The organism is Streptomyces sp. NPDC058864 (genome assembly GCF_042742985.1).
Classification (GTDB): domain Bacteria; phylum Actinomycetota; class Actinomycetes; order Streptomycetales; family Streptomycetaceae; genus Actinacidiphila.
Window position 1 is genome coordinate 1 of record NZ_JBHYMQ010000028.1, and the last position, 17,612, is coordinate 17,612.

General features: G+C 74.2%; 13 protein-coding genes and 1 pseudogene. 8 read left to right on the forward strand and 6 right to left on the reverse strand.

The genetic code is table 11. The features are described 5' to 3' along the window. Positions 1-100: 100 nt before the first annotated feature. Positions 101-2,494: an ATP-binding protein gene (locus tag ACFW3D_RS21685; RefSeq protein WP_500505938.1), complete on the forward strand. Its 2,394-nt coding sequence runs from the start codon at positions 101-103 to the stop codon at positions 2,492-2,494. A 318-nt stretch (positions 2,495-2,812) separates the two neighbouring features. Here the strand turns inward: ACFW3D_RS21685 and ACFW3D_RS21690 are convergent, their stop codons facing one another. Then, complete coding sequence (locus tag ACFW3D_RS21690) at positions 2,813-3,190, reverse strand: RNA-binding S4 domain-containing protein (RefSeq protein ID WP_500505940.1); 378 nt, start codon at positions 3,188-3,190, stop codon at positions 2,813-2,815. A gap of 167 nt (positions 3,191-3,357) precedes the next feature. Here ACFW3D_RS21690 and ACFW3D_RS21695 point away from each other — a divergent pair, with 167 nt between their 5' ends. Next, positions 3,358-4,659: a M28 family metallopeptidase gene (locus ACFW3D_RS21695; RefSeq protein WP_500505942.1), complete on the forward strand. Its 1,302-nt coding sequence runs from the start codon at positions 3,358-3,360 to the stop codon at positions 4,657-4,659. Positions 4,660-4,909: 250 nt separating this feature from the next. Beyond that, positions 4,910-5,296: a hypothetical protein gene (locus ACFW3D_RS21700; protein ID WP_500505944.1), complete on the forward strand. Its 387-nt coding sequence runs from the start codon at positions 4,910-4,912 to the stop codon at positions 5,294-5,296. Positions 5,297-5,374: 78 nt separating this feature from the next. Here the strand turns inward: ACFW3D_RS21700 and yczR are convergent, their stop codons facing one another. Next, a complete protein-coding gene (gene yczR, locus ACFW3D_RS21705; RefSeq protein WP_500505946.1) occupies positions 5,375-6,865 on the reverse strand; it encodes a MocR-like transcription factor YczR in 1,491 nt (496 codons plus the stop codon). Between the two features lie 98 nt (positions 6,866-6,963). Between yczR and yczE the strand changes: the two are divergent. Continuing rightward, positions 6,964-7,605 (forward strand): annotated as a pseudogene (yczE, locus tag ACFW3D_RS21710) (membrane protein YczE); the annotation flags it as partial. Between the two features lie 49 nt (positions 7,606-7,654). Further along, positions 7,655-8,443 carry a glycerophosphodiester phosphodiesterase family protein gene (locus tag ACFW3D_RS21715; protein ID WP_500505949.1) on the forward strand — a complete coding sequence of 263 codons (789 nt, stop codon included), beginning with the start codon at positions 7,655-7,657 and terminating at the stop codon, positions 8,441-8,443. A 30-nt stretch (positions 8,444-8,473) separates the two neighbouring features. Here the strand turns inward: ACFW3D_RS21715 and ACFW3D_RS21720 are convergent, their stop codons facing one another. Beyond that, positions 8,474-9,073 carry a class F sortase gene (locus tag ACFW3D_RS21720; RefSeq protein WP_500505951.1) on the reverse strand — a complete coding sequence of 200 codons (600 nt, stop codon included), beginning with the start codon at positions 9,071-9,073 and terminating at the stop codon, positions 8,474-8,476. Between the two features lie 1,504 nt (positions 9,074-10,577). Between ACFW3D_RS21720 and ACFW3D_RS21725 the strand changes: the two genes are divergently transcribed. The 3 genes from ACFW3D_RS21725 to ACFW3D_RS21735 all read left to right on the forward strand — a co-directional run bounded on the left by ACFW3D_RS21725 (position 10,578) and on the right by ACFW3D_RS21735 (position 14,057). Continuing rightward, positions 10,578-11,813, forward strand: coding sequence for a hypothetical protein (locus ACFW3D_RS21725; RefSeq protein ID WP_500505953.1), 1,236 nt, complete (start codon positions 10,578-10,580; stop codon positions 11,811-11,813). 167 nt (positions 11,814-11,980) lie between these two features. Next, positions 11,981-13,426, forward strand: a complete 1,446-nt coding sequence (locus ACFW3D_RS21730; protein ID WP_500505955.1) for an MFS transporter — start codon at positions 11,981-11,983, stop codon at positions 13,424-13,426. 256 nt (positions 13,427-13,682) lie between these two features. Beyond that, the gene (locus ACFW3D_RS21735) at positions 13,683-14,057 is read left to right on the forward strand and encodes an RNA polymerase-binding protein RbpA (protein WP_500505957.1); all 375 of its coding nucleotides are present in this window, start codon (positions 13,683-13,685) and stop codon (positions 14,055-14,057) included. Between the two features lie 62 nt (positions 14,058-14,119). Here ACFW3D_RS21735 and fxsA read toward each other — a convergent pair whose 3' ends face one another. From fxsA to lnt, 3 genes are read right to left on the reverse strand one after another with little or no spacing between them, the layout of a single operon-like run. Continuing rightward, positions 14,120-14,761, reverse strand: a complete 642-nt coding sequence (gene fxsA / locus ACFW3D_RS21740; RefSeq protein ID WP_500505959.1) for an FxsA family membrane protein — start codon at positions 14,759-14,761, stop codon at positions 14,120-14,122. Between the two features lie 43 nt (positions 14,762-14,804). Beyond that, the gene (locus ACFW3D_RS21745) at positions 14,805-15,599 is read right to left on the reverse strand and encodes a polyprenol monophosphomannose synthase (RefSeq protein ID WP_500505962.1); all 795 of its coding nucleotides are present in this window, start codon (positions 15,597-15,599) and stop codon (positions 14,805-14,807) included. Continuing rightward, complete coding sequence (gene lnt, locus ACFW3D_RS21750) at positions 15,596-17,254, reverse strand: apolipoprotein N-acyltransferase (RefSeq protein ID WP_500505965.1); 1,659 nt, start codon at positions 17,252-17,254, stop codon at positions 15,596-15,598. The genes ACFW3D_RS21745 and lnt overlap by 4 nt, the downstream gene beginning before the upstream one ends. Positions 17,255-17,612 lie beyond the last annotated feature (358 nt).

Below are 17,612 nucleotides of genomic sequence, written 5' to 3' on the forward strand. Positions count from 1 at the left end.
ACCCCCCAGGTCATCCGTTCGACAGGGGGTAACAGTCATGCCGGGCCCGAAGGCCAGCGGCCCCATTGCAGGACCGCGAAAAACATAACGGGGTGGTGCGGTGGGGCGGGGCTGGGTGCTGGGACTGCTGGCACTGGCGTCGGGCATGGTGTCAGTGGCCCTGGCCGTCGCGGTGAACGTCGCCACGGGCGGCGTGCTGCCCGCGGCCCTGCGCCCGCTGGCCGGCTGGGCCTGGCCGGCCGTCGGCGTGGGGGCGGTCGCCGCGGCCGGGCTGGCCCTGTGGCAACAGCGGCTCCAACTCCCCTCGCCGGCACCCACGGCAGTGCCGGCGGACCGACCCCCGTCAGTCATTCCCGCACAACTACCGCCACAGGTAGCGGACTTCACCGGCCGCGAGACCGACGAGGCGGCACTGCGGGCCGCGTTCGCGGGCGGCGCGCGCCTGGTCGCCATCGCGGGCCCGCCCGGGGTCGGCAAGTCGACCTTGGCCAACCGGCTGGCGCATCTGCTGCGCGAGCGGTGCCCGGACGGGCAGCTGTACGTGAACCTCGGTGCGGGGCGCGGCGATCCGATGCCCCCGGGCGAGGCGCTCGCCCGGTTCCTCGCCGCGCTCGGCGACACCGAACCGGCCCCGTACGGCGACGCCGAGGCCCTGGCGGCGCGGTACCGCAGCGTGGTGGCGGACCGCCGGCTGCTGGTCGTCCTGGACGACGCCCACGACGCCGCCCAGGTGCGGCCTCTGCTGCCCGCGGGCCCGCGATGCCTGGCGATCGTGACCAGCCGCCCGCTGCAGGCCGATCTCCCCGAGGCGGTCGCGTACGAACTCGCGCCGCTCGGCACCGCCGACGCGCTGGCACTGCTGGCCCGGGTCAGCGGGCCGGAAGGCGCCGGGGCCGACGCGGAGGCGGCCGCGGCGGTGGTCCGGGCCTGCGGTGGACTGCCGCTGGCGATCCGGGTCGCGGGCGCGCGTGCCACCCGCTCCCGGCTGGCGATGACCGAACTCGCCCGGCGGCTGGAGGACGAACGCACCCGGCTGGACGAACTCCACTTCCGCGCCTGGGCCGTCCGCGCCACGCTCGCCGGCGCGTACGAGGACCTGGCCCCGGGGGACCGCCGCCTGCTGCGGCGCCTCGGCGCCTTCCCGGGCGGGGAGTTCCCCGTCGAGGCCGCGGGGGCACTGGCCGGGACCGGCGGGTCCGGGACGCGGGAGGGGGTGGAGCGCCTGATGGACGCACAGCTCATGGAGGGTGCGGGCGGGGAGCGCTGCCGCCTGCACGACCTGATCCGGCTCTTCGCCCGCGAACGGCTCGCGGCGGAGGAACCACCGGGGTCCGCGGACCGCGTCACCGAGCGCCTCCTGGACTGGTACACGGCGGCCGCCCGTGAGCGTCCGGCCGCCTGGATCGCGTACGAGGCGGCCAACCTCGCCGCGGTCGCCCGGCAGGGCGCGGCCTCGGGCGCCCGGGAGCGGGTGTTCCTGCTGGCGGAGGCCGCCGAGCACGGCTGGCACCTGCAGCACTACCACGTGCAGCGGCTACGGGTCTGGCAGGCCGCCGAGGAGGCCGGTCGCGCGGCCGGCGACCCGCGCACGACCGCGCGCGCCGCCCTGGTGATCGGCTCCATCCACGCCGCGGACGGCGACCTGGAGCCGGCGGAGCCCCTGCTGCGGGAGGCCGCCGAGCTGGCGCGGCGGACCGGCGACTCCCGGTGGGAGGCCGCCGCGCACCACCACCTCGGGGACCTACTGCGGCAGACCGGCCGGACCGGCGCGGCCCTGGACCACCTGCGCCGTGCGCGGGATCTCTACCGTGCTCTTCGCCTGGTCCCCGACGAGGCCGACGCGCTCGGGAAGCTGGCCACGGTCCACCTGGTGCGGTGGGAGTTCGAGGAGGCCGCGCAGGAGGCGGAGCGGGCGCTGACAGTGCTCGCGGACGGCACGCGCTCCCCGTCCGCCCACGCCCAGCTGCGCGGGCTGGCGGCCGCCGCGTACCTGCGGCTGGGCCGCGTCGCGGAGGCCCGGGCCGCGGCCGCGGAGGCCGTGGCCGTGCACCGCCGCGCGGGCAACCGGCTGGGCGAGGCGTACGGCCTGACCGGTGTGGGCAGGGTGGCGCGCGAGGAGGGTGACACGGTGACGGCGCTGGCCCGTCACCGCGACGCGTTGCGCCTGTTCGAGGAGCTGGGCGACGCCCCGGGGACCGCCGACGCCCACGGCGACCTCGGCGGCCTGTTCGTCCTGCTGGGCGACCACGCCGCGGCGGTCCGGGAGTTCGAGGCGGCCCTCGCCGTGCTGAGCGGGCTGCGCCATCCCGTTGCCACGGGGTTGTGCCGGCTCCGCCTGGCCGAGGCGCTGGCCCTCGCGGGTGACCTCGCGGGCGCCGCCCGGGAGCAGCGTTCCGGCGAGGCACTGCTGACCGGGACGGACGGCTGGCGGCAGCTCGACGAGGCACGGCGGCGTCTGGCCGCGCTCGGCCTGCCGGCCGCCGCCACCGGCTGAACCACCTCCGCCGGCCCCGCCCGGCAACAGCGTTCCCGCGAAGGGCAGCAGGCCGCGACGGACGGCCGACGCCGGCTCGACGAGGCCCGGCACGCCTGACCGCACTCGGTCTCCCCGCGGACACCACCGGCCGAACCACCTGCACCTGCACCTGCACCGGCCCCGGACCCCGCCGGCGACCTCACAGGCACCGCTGCCCGCGAACAGCGTTCCCGCAAGGCGCCACTGGCCGCAACGGACGGCCGGCACGAGGCACGGCGGCGTCGGGCCGCGCCCGGTCTCCCGGCCACCGACCCCGGCTGAGCGACCGGTCCCGCCTCAGCGCGGACCGCGCAGCCGCTCCATCTCCCGCCGGTCGCGCTTGGTCGGGCGGCCCGTTCCGCGGTCGCGGACGACGGCCGCCGGCACCTCCTCCGGCGTGGGTGGCGCAGGACTGTTGTCGACGAAGCACTCCGCCGCGACAGGGGCGCCGACCCGCTTCCGCACCAGGCGGGTGACGACGACGATCCGCTCGTGCCCCGCACCGCGCAGCCGCACCTCGTCACCGGGGCGGACCGCGTGCGCGGGCTTCACGCGCTCGCCGTTGACCCGCACGTGCCCGGCGCGGCAGGCGGTCGCGGCCATGGAGCGCGTCTTCGTGAGCCGTACGGACCAGATCCAGGCGTCGACCCGCACGGGGCCTTCGTCGTCAGCCATGTCACGACCCTAGCGCGCCCGCTTCCCGGAACGCGGCGTCCGGTATGCGCTCTTGACGGAAGGCCCCGCGGCCCACAGGATGCGCCCAGGCATGCACACGTCAAACATGCCGCCGTACCGCCCGCACAGTCCCGCGCAACTCCATCCCCCACACACCGGAGTGACCTGTGCCCGCATTCAAGATCGTCGCGGCCGGGGCCGCCACCGCGCTCGCGGCGGCCCTGCTCACCGCCTCCGCGACACCCGCCTCCGCAAGACCCGCCGTCCTCGCCGCCCCCGACATCCCGGTGGCGAACGTCAAGGCGCACCTGAGCCAGCTGCAGTCGATCGCCACCGCCAACGGCGGCAACCGGGCCCACGGCAGAGCCGGCTACCGGGCCTCGATCGACTACGTCAAGGCCAAGCTCGACTCCGCCGGCTACACCACCACGCTCCAGCAGTTCACCTCGAGCGGCGCCACCGGCTGGAACCTGGTCGCCGACTGGCCCGGCGGCGACACCAACCACGTGATCATGGCCGGCGCGCACCTCGACTCGGTCACCGCGGGGCCGGGCATCAACGACAACGGCTCCGGCTCCGCCGCGGTCCTGGAGACCGCCCTCGCCGTCGCGCGCGAGAACCTGCAGCCCACGAAGCACCTGCGCTTCGGATGGTGGGGCGCCGAGGAACTCGGCATGGTCGGCTCCAAGGCGTACGTCAACGGCCTCGCCTCCACCGACCGGGCGAAGATCGACGGCTACCTGAACTTCGACATGATCGGCTCACCGAACCCGGGCTACTTCGTCTACGACGACGACGCCGCCCTGGAGAAGGTCTTCAAGGACTGGTACGCCGCCAAGGGCATCGCGACCGAGATCGAGACCGAGGGCGACGGCCGCTCCGACCACGCCCCCTTCAAGAGCGCGGGCATCCCGGTCGGCGGGCTGTTCTCCGGCGCGGACTACACCAAGACCTCCGCCCAGGCGCAGAAGTGGGGCGGCACGGCCGGCCAGGCCTTCGACCGCTGCTACCACTCCTCCTGCGACACCACGTCGAACATCAACGACACCGCGCTCGACAACAACAGCGACGCGATCGCCAACGCGATCTGGACCCTGGGCACCGCCACCGCTCCCCCGCCCGGCACGGTCTTCGAGAACGCCGCGGACGTCAGCATCCCCGACAACGGCGCGGCCGTGACCTCCTCGATCACCGTCAGCGGCGTCAGCGGCAACGCCCCCGCGGCCCTCGCGGTCGGCGTGGACATCCGGCACACCTGGCGCGGCGACCTCGTCGTGGACCTGGTGGCCCCGGACGGGAGCAGCTACCGGCTGAAGAACTCCAGCGGCAGCGACTCCGCGGACAACGTCATCACGACGTACACGGTCAACGCCTCCAGTGAAGCCGCCAACGGCACGTGGAAGCTGCGCGTGCAGGACGTGGCGTCCCAGGACACGGGCTACATCAACAGCTGGAAGCTGACGTTCTAGCCACCCGCGCCGGTGACGGTCCCCGCCCCCACGCGGAGACCGTCACCGGGGTCGTCTCGGGGTCGTCGCGCCGCGGGCGGCAGGAGAGGGCCCCGCGGGGAGGGGCAGGTCGCGGTGAACGGCATCGGCCGCCCGGCCCGCGCGCCCGGGTGCCCGCTGCGGGTGGACGGTCGCCGTCCTACGCTGAAGAGGGGCGCGGCTTCCGTGCCGAACGCACCGTGCCGGGCCTCCCGCGAGAGGAGAACCGCTGATGAGCAGCCACCACTCCAATTCCCACGTCGACGTCCTCCTCACCGGCTGCGAGCGGCAGGACGCCGGAGCCGTGCTCGGCGCGTTGGAGGCCGCCTTCCCGACGCGCCCCGGCGAGTCGCTCACCGAGGCCGTGGAGCCCCGGCCCGGGTCCTCGCACCCGACCGTGTGGGCCGCCTCCGTCGACACACGCAGCCACGGGCACGAAATCGGCCCCGTCCACCTCGACGGCGCCCTGATCGCGGACCTCTCCGGCGGGCCCCGTCACGTACGCGAGGTCAAGAAGGTGCTCGGCGACTCCTTCCGCCTCGAGGAGCAGGGATCGGTCTCCGGCGACCAGGAGGTCGAGCTCCGGCTCCGCCTCACGGAGCTCGCCGACGGCCGCTGAGCCGCACGGCGTCCCCGCGCCCGGGACGGCTCGCCGGGCGAGCCGTCCCGGGCCCTGTCCGGGCTCCCGGCCCACGGATCAGGCCACGAAGAGCCCCGCGCCCTCGCCCTCGGAGCCGCCGCCGTCGCGGACGGTCTGCGCGGCCGCCGCCAGGCGCTCGACGGCGTCGCGCGCGACGGGCCCCCCGACGGTGAAGGGCAGCCTGACGTAGCCCTCGAACGCGCCGTCGACGCCGAACCGCGGGCCCGAGGGGACGCGCACGCCGAGGCGCTCGCCCGCGACGGCGAGGCGCGAGCCGGAAACGTCGCCGGTGCGCACCCACATGGTCATGCCGCCGGACGGGACGGCGAACTCCCAGTCGGGAAGCCGCTCGCGCAGCGCCGCCACGAGGTCGTCGCGATGGGCGCGGGCGCGTTCGCGCCGGGCGGCGACCGCCTCGTCCCACGCCCCGGTGCGCAGCAGCCACGCCACGGCGAGCTGGTCGACGACGGGCGAGCCGAGGTCGAGGTAGGCACGGGCGCTGACGAGGCGGCGTACGACGTCGGGCGCCGCGCGGACCCAGCCGATGCGCAGCCCGGCCCAGATGGCCTTGCTCGCCGAGCCGACGGTGATGACGCTGCCGCCGCGGTCGAAGGCGGCCATCGGGCGCGGCGCGGACGCGGCACCGTCGAGGGGCAGCTCGGCCATGGTCTCGTCGGCGACGAGGACGGTCCCGGCGGCGCGGGCGGCCTCGACGAGGGCGCGGCGCTGGTCGTCGGGGACGAGGGTGCCGGTGGGGTTGTGGAAGTCGGGCATGACGTAGGCCATGCGGGGCGCGGCGTCGCGCAGGACGCGCCTCCAGGCGTCGAGGTCCCAGCCGCCCAGGCCCTCGCGCATGGCGACGGGGACGAGCCGGGCACCGTTCTCCCGCAGCAGTTCCAGGACGTTGGCGTAGCTCGGCGACTCGACGGCCACGCGCTCGCCGGGGGTGCCAAGGCGGCGTACGGCGGCCGCGATGGCGCCCATGGCGCCGGTGGTCACCATGATCTGCTCGGGGAGGGTGGGGATGCCTCGCGTGGTGTACCGCGCCGCGATGGCCTCGCGCAGCACGGGCAGCCCGGCGGGGAAGTCGCCGTGGGTGGCCGAGTAGGACGGCAGGTCGGCAAGCGCGCCCTGGACGGCGCGGGTCAGCCACGGCTCCGGGGCGGGCAGCGCCGCGCAGCCGAGGTCGATGACGGTGCCGGCGGCGTCCGGCGGCAGCGGCTCCAGGCCGCGGGTGGGCAGGGCATGTCCGTCGGGGACGGCGGTCCACGTGCCGGCGCCGCGCCGGGACCGGGCGAAGCCCTCGGCGCGCAGTGCCTCGTAGGCGGCGGCGACGGTGGTACGGCTGACCGCGAGGGCGAGCGCCAGCTCGCGTTCCGCGGGGAGCCGCGCGGCCACGGGCACGCGGCCCTCCAGCACCGCCACCCGGATGCCGTCGGCGAGCCCCCGGTAGGCGGGCACACGGCGGCCGGCGGCGCGCTGTGCCGGGCGTGGCTCCAGCAGGCGCGCGAGATGGGTGACACCTACCGTTGCGGTCCACTGCGACATGGTTCCCGGTCCACCTTTCGCACATTGGCCATGGATTTCTCCCAGGACCATGCCACATAGTGTCGCGCATCGACTCGTCATGGCCAGAGGGGGGTCCCGTGGAGGGCCAATCCAGAACCGCACGCCGCCTGTTGCACCTCTACGCGGGACTGGCCCTCTACGGGGCCAGCGCGGCCCTGCAGGTGCGCGCCGCGCTGGGCCTCGACCCCTGGGACGTCCTGCACCAGGGCATCTCACGGCACACCGGCGTCAGCATCGGCCTGGTCTCGGTGGCGGTGGGCGCCCTCGTACTGCTGCTGTGGTGGCCGCTGCGCCAGCGGCCGGGCCTCGGCACCGTGTCCAACGTCTTCGTCGTCGGCCTGTCGATGGACGCGACGCTGGCGCTGCTCCCCCAGCCGCACGGTCTCGGCGCGCGCATCCCGCTGCTGGTGGCGGGCGTGGTGCTCAACGGCGTGGCGACCGGCCTCTACATCACCGCCCGGTACGGGCCCGGCCCCCGCGACGGCCTGATGACCGGCCTGCACCGCCGCACGGGTCGCTCGATCCGCCTGGTGCGCACGGCGATCGAGGTCACCGTGCTGGCCGTCGGCTTCGTGCTCGGGGGCAGCGTCGGCGTCGGCACCGTCGTCTACGCGGTGTCGATCGGTCCGCTGGCCCAGTTCTTCCTGCGCCTGTTCGAGCTGCCGAAGCCCCGGCCGGCGGACGACTCCGTGGACGACTCCGTGGTCGTCGCCCGCGGGGGGGGCGGCCGGTGGCGGACACCGCGGAGGGGCGCGCCATACTGCCGGAGTGAGCGACATACGCCATCCGTACCTGGACAGCCCGGCCCCGATCGCCTTCGCCCACCGCGGCGGCACCGCGGACGGCCTGGAGAACACCGCCTGGGCCTTCCGGCGAGCCGTCGACCTCGGCTACCGCTACCTGGAGACCGACGTCCACCTGACCTCCGACGGCGTGCTGGTCGCCTTCCACGACTCGTCCCTCGACCGGGTCACCGACACCCGGGGGCGGATCGCGGACCTGCCGTGGAGCGAGGTGGGCCGGGCCCGCGTCGCGGGGCGTGAGCCGGTGCCGCTGTTCGAGGAACTGCTGGAGGAGTTCCCGGACGCCCGCTGGAACGTGGACACCAAGACGGACGCCACGGTCGAGCCGCTGGTCGAGGCGGTGCGCCGTGCCGACGCCTGGGCCCGGGTGTGTGTGGGCTCGTTCTCGGAGGCACGGCTGGTCCGGGCCCGGGCACTCGGCGGATCGCGGCTGGCCAGCTCCCTTGGCACCAGGGGCGTGGCGGATCTGCGGCTGCTCTCCCGCGGGGGCCGCGCCGCCGAGCGGCTGCTCCTCGCCGCGGCGCGGCGGCGCGGCGCGGTGTGCGTGCAGGTGCCCGAACGGGCGTACGGCATCCGGGTCGTCGACCCCGCGTTCATCGCGGCGGCGCACCGGCTTGACCTGCAGGTGCACGTGTGGACGATCAACGACGAGGCCCGGATGCACGCCCTGCTGGACCTCGGCGTCGACGGCATCATGACCGACCGGCTGGAGGCCCTGCGCACGGTGTTCACCGAACGCGGGGCCTGGACCTGACGGCCGGTCCGGGGCGGACGCCGGAACCCGTCACACCTTGGCCTCCTTCGTCTTGGACATGCGGGCGAAGACCACGACGTTGCCCGAGTAACCCGAGTCCTTGCTGTAGGTGCCGCCGCACGTGATCACGCGCAGCTCGGGGTCCTTGGTGTCCCCGTAGACGCGCTTGGCGGGGAACTCCGCCTTGGTGAACACCTCGATGCCGTAGATGGTGAAGATCGCCGTGGTGCCGTCGTCGCGGACGACGTCAATGGTCGAGCCCTTCTTGAGCGCCCCGAGGCTGTAGAACACCGCGGGGCCGCTCTCGTTGTCGACGTGCCCCACGATGACGGAGGAGCCCCGGGCCCCGGGGCTGACCGAGTCTTTGAACCAGGCGGCCTCGCCCGCCTTCTCGAGCGGCGGCGCCGCGATCACGCCGCGGCTGTCCAGGCCCACGTTCATGATCGGCGCGTCGATGCTCACGCCGGGGATCCGGATACGCGTCGGCTGGGCCGGCGGGAGCGGCGGCGGCGCCTTGATCGCGGCCGCGTCGGAGAGCGCCGCGGAGGCGGCGGAGGGCTGGGGCGGACCGTCCATCCCCGTGAAGCCCTGGAAGGTCAGCACCACTCCGGTGACGAGGACCGAGCACACCAGCACCCCGACCGCGCCACGGCCGCGCCGTGTGAGCTTCAGCTGCCCGGGCCGTCCGGCCCCGGGACGCGCGGCAGCAACGCTGCCCGGACGCCGGGGGCCGCGCACCCGCCGGCCCCGGCCCGGCGCCGCCGGCCCGCTCCGGGCCGGGGACTTCGCACCGGCCGGTGCCGGCGGCTTCGCGGGCACGGGTGCCGGGGGCTTCGCACCGGCCGGTGCCGGCGGCTTAGCGGGAGCCGGGGCGGGGGGCTTCGCGGGCACGGGTGCGGGCGGTTTCGCGCCCGCAGGGGCCGGCGGCCTCGCCGCGCCCTTCGGTGGGGCCGGCGCCTTCGCGTCCGGCCTGTCCTTCCTCTTCCGCTTCTTCGCGGGCGGCTGCCCCGCCTGCGCGGTCGCCGGGTCCGCGGGCCGGGCGCGGGCCGGGGCCTGCGGCGTGCGGGCCGGGCGGCCCGGTGCCCTTGCACCGTCGTCGGCACGCCCGGGCACGAAAGGCTGACCGAACCACGGGTCGGGCTGCCCGTACCAGGCGTCGGGCTGTCCGTACCAGGGCACGGGGGTGGTGTGATCCCCGGAGTTTCGCAGCATCACAGTCCTTCGGCTCCGACCGGTGGGTCATGAGTGACAGTCCGTCATAAATGATGTTAAACCGAAGTATGCGTCAAACGCGGATGGATCAGTGCCAACCGGGCAATGTGCGTCCCACTCGATCGAGTGGCGGCGCTACGGCAGCGGGGGCAACCGGCGCTGCGCCGCCCGGAGCGGCACCCATGATGCCGAGCGCGTCATGACGGGCACTCACCACCGGTTCGTGACCGGGCTCGACGACCGGCGCCCACTGGCCGTCACCGCGGTCGACGTGTACCACGCGCGCGCCTCGCGCCCGCGCCTCCGGACGCCACCGGGGTACCGCGGTGCAGCCTCGCCCGCGGGCTCAACGCGACCGCACAGGAGTCGGGTTCACGCACGCTCGACTGCGCCGAGCCAGGACGGACCGGGGCAATGGGCCGAGGTGACGGGAGGATCGGGCGGGTCGGAGACCCAGCGTGGAGGGGGTACGCGAACGCGGCGGTCCGCACGCACCGGTGAATTCTCGTGAGAAGGCACTTTCCGCAGCGGTGTTCAGACGGTTCCGGGCCCGTCCGATCGCTCCCCCTGGAGACCCTTCGGCCGTGGACGCGTTTTCACCCTGTGTCCGCACGGTTCTGACATCACGTGGTCTGACATCCCGTCCGCTGACTGTCCCTCCACTGACGCCGTGTCGGCAGTTTGCCGGTCACCCGTTTGACCAGCTCTTCACATTTTTCTGACGCCGCGGTGGGTATGGCTCCCACCTGCGACAACGCTGTTCCGGCCGGAATTCCGATGCCCCGTCCGGGGGACGGCGTGTGCCGATTCCGAGGTGCGTGAAGATCCCCGCCCTCGTGCCATGGATCTCAAGGACGTGGTCGCAGTTCGTGTCGCGGTGATCCCCAATCCCGCCTGCCCCGTCCGCAAGGAGGTTCCCCCCATGCGTGGTTCACGCATTCTCGCAGCGGCGACCATGACGGCCGCCGCGGTGATTCTCCCGGCGTCGCATGCGTTCGCCATCACCAACATCAACATCATTCCGGACCAGGCCGTTGCCGGGCAGCCGGTCGCCATCACCGCCGACGGCGCCACCTGCCTGACCGGCACCGTCACGGCCGTCGCGTCCCCCGGCGGAATCTTCCTCACCACCGGCAGCCTGACGGGTGACGCCTGGCAGCCGACCGCGACGGGCAAGCGCGCGGTCTTCGACATCCCGCAGGGGATCGACCCCGGTGACTACACGGTCACCGTGACGTGCACCCCGGCTGCCGGCACCACCGGCACCACCGAGTCGGACTCCGACACCCTCCGGATCGTGAGCGCCACCGACTCTCAGGGCAACGGCGAGAACGGCCGCGGCGGCGAGGGCCGGGGCGAGGGCCGCGACGGCGAAGGCCGCGGCGGCGAGGGCCACGGAGAGGGCCGGGGCGACGAGCACGGCGGTTACGGGGGCGGCCGCGGTGGCGGTCACGGTGGCGGCCACGGCGGCTACGGACGTGGTCACGGCTACGGCGGCGACGACCGGTGCGAGTCGTGGTGGGGCGGCGACGACGACAACGGCCGTGGTGGCGGCGGCGGTTACGGCGGCGGCGGTGACGACAACGGCGGCGGCTACGGCGGCGGGAACGGCGGCGGTGGCGGCAACGGCGGCGGTGGCGGCGGGAACGGCGGCGGCGGGAACGGCGGCGGCGGGAACGGCGGCGGCGACAACGGCGGCGGGAACGGCGACCGCAACAGCGGCGGTGACAACGGCAACGACAACGGCAACGACGACAACGGAGGCGACGACAACAACAACGGCAACGACCTGACCGCGCAGAGCTTCGGCGGCGCGTCCGACGACGGCCGCAACATGGACGACTCGTGGGGCGGCAACGGCGGCGGTCGCGGCGGTGACGACAACGGCGGCGGCTACGGACGCGGCAACAAGGGCTGCAAGGGCGGCCACGGCGGCGGCGGTTACGGTGGCGGCGGCAACGGCGGCGGTGGCGGCGGCGGGAACGGCGGCGGCGGTGGTGGCGGCGGCGGCAACGGCGGCGGCCCCGACACCGGCTTCGGCGGTTCCATCGGCATGAACACCCCGGAAACCCTGCTCGGCGCCTCGTTCCTGGTCGCCGGTGCCGGTGCCGGTGTCTACATGCTGCGCCGCCGGCGCATGAACGGCGGTCGCGCCTGATCGTCGCGGACCTCCGCGATACAGGCTCACCGTCCTGCCCCCGGGCCGCCCGCGCGGCGCCCGGGGGCAGTCCCGTGCACGGGGCGGGCGGACGGGAGACGTCCACCGGATGAACGCGGGAATCCGGCGGATGATCCCCCTCCCCCGCCCCGGCCGTGAATGGCATCATGACCGATCACATCGGCACGGCGCACGACACGGATCGGCAGGAACCACGGGTGACCACGGGCGAGGCGCAGGACACGGCGGTGCACGACGGGACCGCCGCCCCGGCGCACGAGCGGCGGCGCGCACAGCGCGGCTGGTACTTCTACGACTGGGCCAACTCGGTCTTCTCCACGAGTGTGATCACGGTCTTCCTGGGGCCGTACCTCACCGACGTCGCGGAGGCGGCCGCGGGCCCCGACGGCTACGTCCACCCGCTCGGGATACCGGTCCGCGCCGGTGCGTACTTCGCGTACGTGGTCTCCGCCTCCGTGCTGCTGTCGGTGCTGGTGATGCCGCTCGCCGGGGCCGTCGCCGACCGGACGGGCCGCAAGAAGGCGCTGCTCGGGGCGTTCGCGTACGTCGGCGCCGCGGCGACGACGGCGATGTTCTTCGTGACCGGGGACCGCTACCTCCTCGGCGGCGGACTGCTGATCGTCGCCAACGTGGCGTTCGCGTCGGCCATGGTCCTCTACAACGCCTTCCTCCCCGAGATCGCCGAACCGCACGAGCGGGACGCGGTCTCCTCCAGGGGCTGGGCGTTCGGCTACGCGGCCGGGGCGCTGATGCTCGTCGCCAACCTGGCGCTGTTCCTCGGGCACGACGCGGTCGGGCTCTCCAAGGGCATGGCGGTGCGGATCTGCCTGGCCTCGGCGGGCCTGTGGTGGGCGGCCTTCACCCTCGTCCCGCTGATGCGGCTGCGCGACACCGCGCCGCGCGGACGGCCCGGCGCACACACCGCCACCGCCGGGGGCAGGGGTTCGCTGCGCCAGGGCTGGCGTCAACTCGCCGACACCTTGCGGGACATGCGCCGCCACCCGCTCACCCTGGCCTTCCTGCTGGCCTACCTCATCTACAACGACGGCATCCAGACCGTGATCTCGCAGGCCTCGCTCTACGGCTCCGAGGAGCTGGAGCTGGACGAGACGGCCCTGATCGGCGCCATCCTCCTGGTGCAGGTGCTGGCCGTCTTCGGCGCCCTGCTGCTGGGCCGTCTGGCGGCACGGTACGGGGCGCGCCGGACGGTGCTGGGCTCGCTCGTGGCGTGGACGCTGACGATCGGGGCCGGCTTCTTCCTGCCGGCCGGCGAGCCGGTGGCGTTCTACTGTCTGGCGGCGGCCATCGGGATGGTCCTGGGCGGCAGCCAGGCGCTGTCGCGCTCGCTCTTCTCGCACCTCATCCCGCGCGGCAAGGAGGCCGAGTACTACTCGGTGTACGAGGTCAGCGACCGGGGCACCAGCTGGCTGGGACCGCTGCTGTTCGGCCTGACGTACCAGCTGACCGGCAGCTACCGGGACGCGATCGTGTCCCTGGTGGCGTTCTTCGTCATCGGGTTCGTGCTGCTGGCACGGGTGCCGATGCGGCGGGCGGTGGCGGCCGCGGGCAATCCGGTCCCCGAGACGATTTAGTACGGATGGGTGTGGCGCGGTAGTGTACGCCGTTGGCCGTCGGACGGACCGTTACTGCGCGCTAAAGATACCAGAACGCAGGGTGACATCTCTCGTTAGATGTGACAAAACGGGCGTCGATGGGTACAAAAAGGGGCGGCACGACGGGCGACGCACCTCCCGAGAACGGGAATCTTCACCGCCGACCGGACGTTGACCGGATGACGACGACAGCGACACCTGTCCTGTGGGCGACACAGCCCGGGAGGCACGATTCATGAGTGAGCGAGCTCTCCGCGGCACGCGACTCGGGGCGACGAGCTACGAGACCGACCGCGGCATCGATCTGGCACCGCGCCAGACCGTTGAGTACGCATGCCGGAACGGACATCGATTCGAGATGCCGTTCTCGGTGGAGGCCGAGATTCCGCCGGAGTGGGAGTGCCGCGCCTGCGGCCAGATCGCACTCCTGGTCGACGGAGAGGGCCCGGAGGAGAAGACGACCAAGCCCGCGCGTACGCACTGGGACATGCTCATGGAGCGGCGCACGCTCGAGGAGCTGGAGGAGGTGCTGGCCGAACGGCTGGCCGTCCTGCGCTCCGGCGCCATGAACATCGCGGTGCATCCGCGGGACCACCGCAAGACAGCCTGACAGAGGGAAATGGGCCCGTGAGGGGCGGGCCCGCCAGACGTGCGCCCCGGGCGAGCGTGGCCTCAGTGCCGCGGCCCGGGGTTTTCGTCGTCGTGCTGCGGGCCGCGGTCGACGACCTCGCCCTGGATGACCTTGCCGTCGGGACGGTGGATGCGCATCTGCTCCTCGGCGGCGCGCGCCTGCGCGAAGAGGTCGCCCAGCGAGCCCGGGCCGGAGCCCCGCCCACGGGCGGCCGCGGCCCGGCGGTCCAGGGCACGTGCGCCCGCCCTCGTCAGCAGGGAGCGGGTCGGCGGGAAGAGGAAGAGCAGCCCCGCCACGTCCGAGATCAGCCCGGGCACCATCAGCAGCAGGCCGCCGATCATGAGCGGCGCCGCGCCGCTGCCGCCGTTCCCGGCGCCCGAGGCGTTCTTCTCCTCGCCGTCCCGTTCGGGCCCCGCGGAGCGCATCGCCTCGTTCAGCGCCCGCCAGGCGCTGCGCCCGGCGTGCCGTACGGCCAGCGCCCCGCAGACGAAGCCCACCACGAGCAGCAGGAGGACGGTCAGTCCGCCGGCGGCCCCGGCGACGAGGATGAGCAGCCAGATCTCCAGCAGCGCGTAGGCGGCCACGGCCAACGGTATCCACCTGCCGGCGCGCGAACGCCGCCGCGGGCTTGCGTCGCCGCCCGGTTGCCGCGGACCGGCCGGCGGCGGGGAGCTGATCGTCATACGCACCATTGTGCCTGCTCCCCGCCGGATTCCGGCGGGCCGGTCAGCCGCGGCGCCGACCGGACGTCAGCCGCTTCACACGGGAGCCGACGCCCCAGGCGGTGACCCGCCACAGCGCCTCGGCGACGATCTCGCGGCTCATCTTGCTGTCGCCGCGTTCCCGCTCCACGAAGGTGATCGGGACCTCGACGACGTGGAAGCCGGACTTCACGGCGCGCCAGGCGAGGTCGACCTGGAAGCAGTAGCCCTGGGAGGCCACCTCGTCCATGCCCAGGCCCAGCAGCGTCTCCTTGCGGAACGCCCGGTAGCCCCCGGTGACGTCGCGCAGCGGCACGTCCAGCAGCAGCCGCGAGTAGGTGCTGCCGCCGCGCGACAGGAACTCGCGGGACTTCGGCCAGTTGACCACCCGGCCGCCGGGGATCCAACGGGATCCCAGCACCACGTCGGCTCCCTTGAGCGCGGTCAGCAGACGCGGCAGCTCCTCGGGCTGGTGCGAGCCGTCGGCGTCCATCTCCACGAGCACGCCGTGGTCCCGCTCGATGCCCCAGCGGAAGCCCGCCAGGTAGGCGGCGCCCAGCCCCTCCTTGCCCTTGCGGTGCAGCACGTGGACGTGGTCGTCGGCGGCGGCCAGCTCGTCGGCGAGCTTGCCGGTGCCGTCGGGGCTGTTGTCGTCGGCGACGAGGACGTGCGCCTCGGGCACGGCCGCGCGGACCCGGGCGACGATCGGCTTGACGTTGTCGGCCTCGTTGTACGTCGGGATGATCACGAGGACCGAGCCGAGCGGCCCGAAGGCCCTCCCCTGGGCTGCGCCACGGGTGACCCCACCGCCATCGCTCACTGCTGTTCCTCCGTCTCGGTACGTCCTCGCCTGCTCAGCATGATCGCCGCGGCCCAGGACAGCAGGCCCACCATAGCGAGGGTCCATTCGGGAGCGGAGCCGACGCGGTCGGCGACGGTCAGATCGTCGCGGAGCGGCAGTTGCGCGCTGAGCACGGCCTGCGTGAACTCCTCGGTCTGCTGCTCGATCCTGCCGTCGGGGGCGACGACGGCGGTGATGCCGCTCGTCGCCGCCGTCACCACGGCGCGGCCGTGCTCGACGGCGCGCAACCGGGACATCGCCAGCTGCTGCTCGGGCTGGCCGGTGCGGCCGTAGGTGGCGTTGTTGGTCTGGATGACCAGGGCGCGGGCGCCCGCGGTGACGGTGTCGTGGACGATCCCGTCGTACGCCACCTCGAAGCAGATCACGTCGCCGAGCTTCGCCGGGCCGATCTGGAGGACGCCGCTGCCCTTGCCCGGGTAGAAGTCGCGCGGTACCTGGTCGAGCCGCTTGATGACCTTGGTGAGCTGCTTGCGGAAGGGCACGTACTCACCGAAGGGCACCGGGTGCTGCTTGGTGTAGTGGTCGCCGGGACCGCTCAGCGGGTCCCAGACGATGCCCTCGTTCTGGACGTGGTCCGCGTCCGGGCCGTCGACCAGCGCTCCGACGAGGACGGGGACGCCGACGGCCTGGACCGCCTTGGTGATCAGGGCGTAGGCCTGGGGCTCGGAGAACGGGTCCATGTCGGAGGAGTTCTCCGGCCAGATCACCAGATCGGGCTTGGGCGTGCGGCCCGCCTTGACGTCCTCGGCGAGCTTCAGGGTCGCCTCGACGTGGTTGTTGAGGATCTTCAGGGGCCGGCCGAGGAAGTGCATGCCCGGCTGCTGGACGTTGCCCTGCACGATGGCCACCCGGACGGTGTCGTCGGCCCCGGTGGGCACCGGCACCGCGTACCCCGCGGCGAAGGCGGCCACGGCCAGCACCACCGCCGCCGTGGCGGGCACGAAGCGCCGCGGGCCGAAGACGACCGGGCCCTTGCGCAGCCGCCACACGGCGACCGCGGCCGCGGCCAGCAGCGAGCCGCACAGCGCGACGGCGAAGGTCACCAGCGGGGCGCCGCCGAGCGCGGCGAGCGGGGTGAAGGGGGTGCTGGTGTTCGCGAAGGCCAGCCTGCCCCACGGGAAGCCGCCGAACGGCAGCCGGTCCCTTGCGAGTTCCTCCGCGACCCACAGGCAGGCGCCCCACAGCGGCCAGGCGCGCAGCCGCGACGTGATCGCGAGACCCGCGCCCAGCACGGCGACGAAGGCGGCCTCGATGACGGACAGACCCACCACCGCGTCCCAGCCGATCACCCGCAGCCACACCAGGAGCCATACGAAGAACGGCAGTCCGAAGGCGAAGCCCAGCCAGGCGCCCTGACGGGCGCTGCGGCCCCGGGTCAGCAGCGCGAGACCCGCGACGGCCGCGACCGACAGCGGCCACACCCCGTACGGGGGGAACGCGGCCGCCAGGGCCAGGCCGCACAGCGCGGCGAGCCCGGACCGCCGCGCGTTCGCCCGCAGGGCACGCGCCATGCGGGCCGTGCGGCCGGGAGCCGGGGCGGGGGGCGGCGGCGGTTCTACGGACGTCGCCGGCGGCGCGGCGGGGGCCGGTGCGGCGTCGGAGCGCGGTCGCAAGGTTCGCGGCCTTCCTGCAGGTGGTCACTGTGTGAGAGTGACCGTACCTCCAACGGCCCTGTCCGCGGACCCCGGGCGGGCAAAGCCTCCCGCGGCGGGAGCGCGGCGCGGGAGGGGCGTGAACTGCTCGGGGCCCGGAACGCCCTTCGGGCCGACCTGGGACCCGCTGGCTGCGGATCGGCGACAAGGCCGTTGTCTACTGGGCGTCCGGGCCCCTCCCGGGTCACACCTGCCGACCGGGCGGAGCCTCTCGGCGAGGCGGACCGCGTTCCGTGCCGCGAGCGCTGGACCTGGCTCCAGTGGCGCGCGCCGTACGGCGCGACGCCCGGTGGCCCAGCTGCGGCCGTCGGCGCACGGA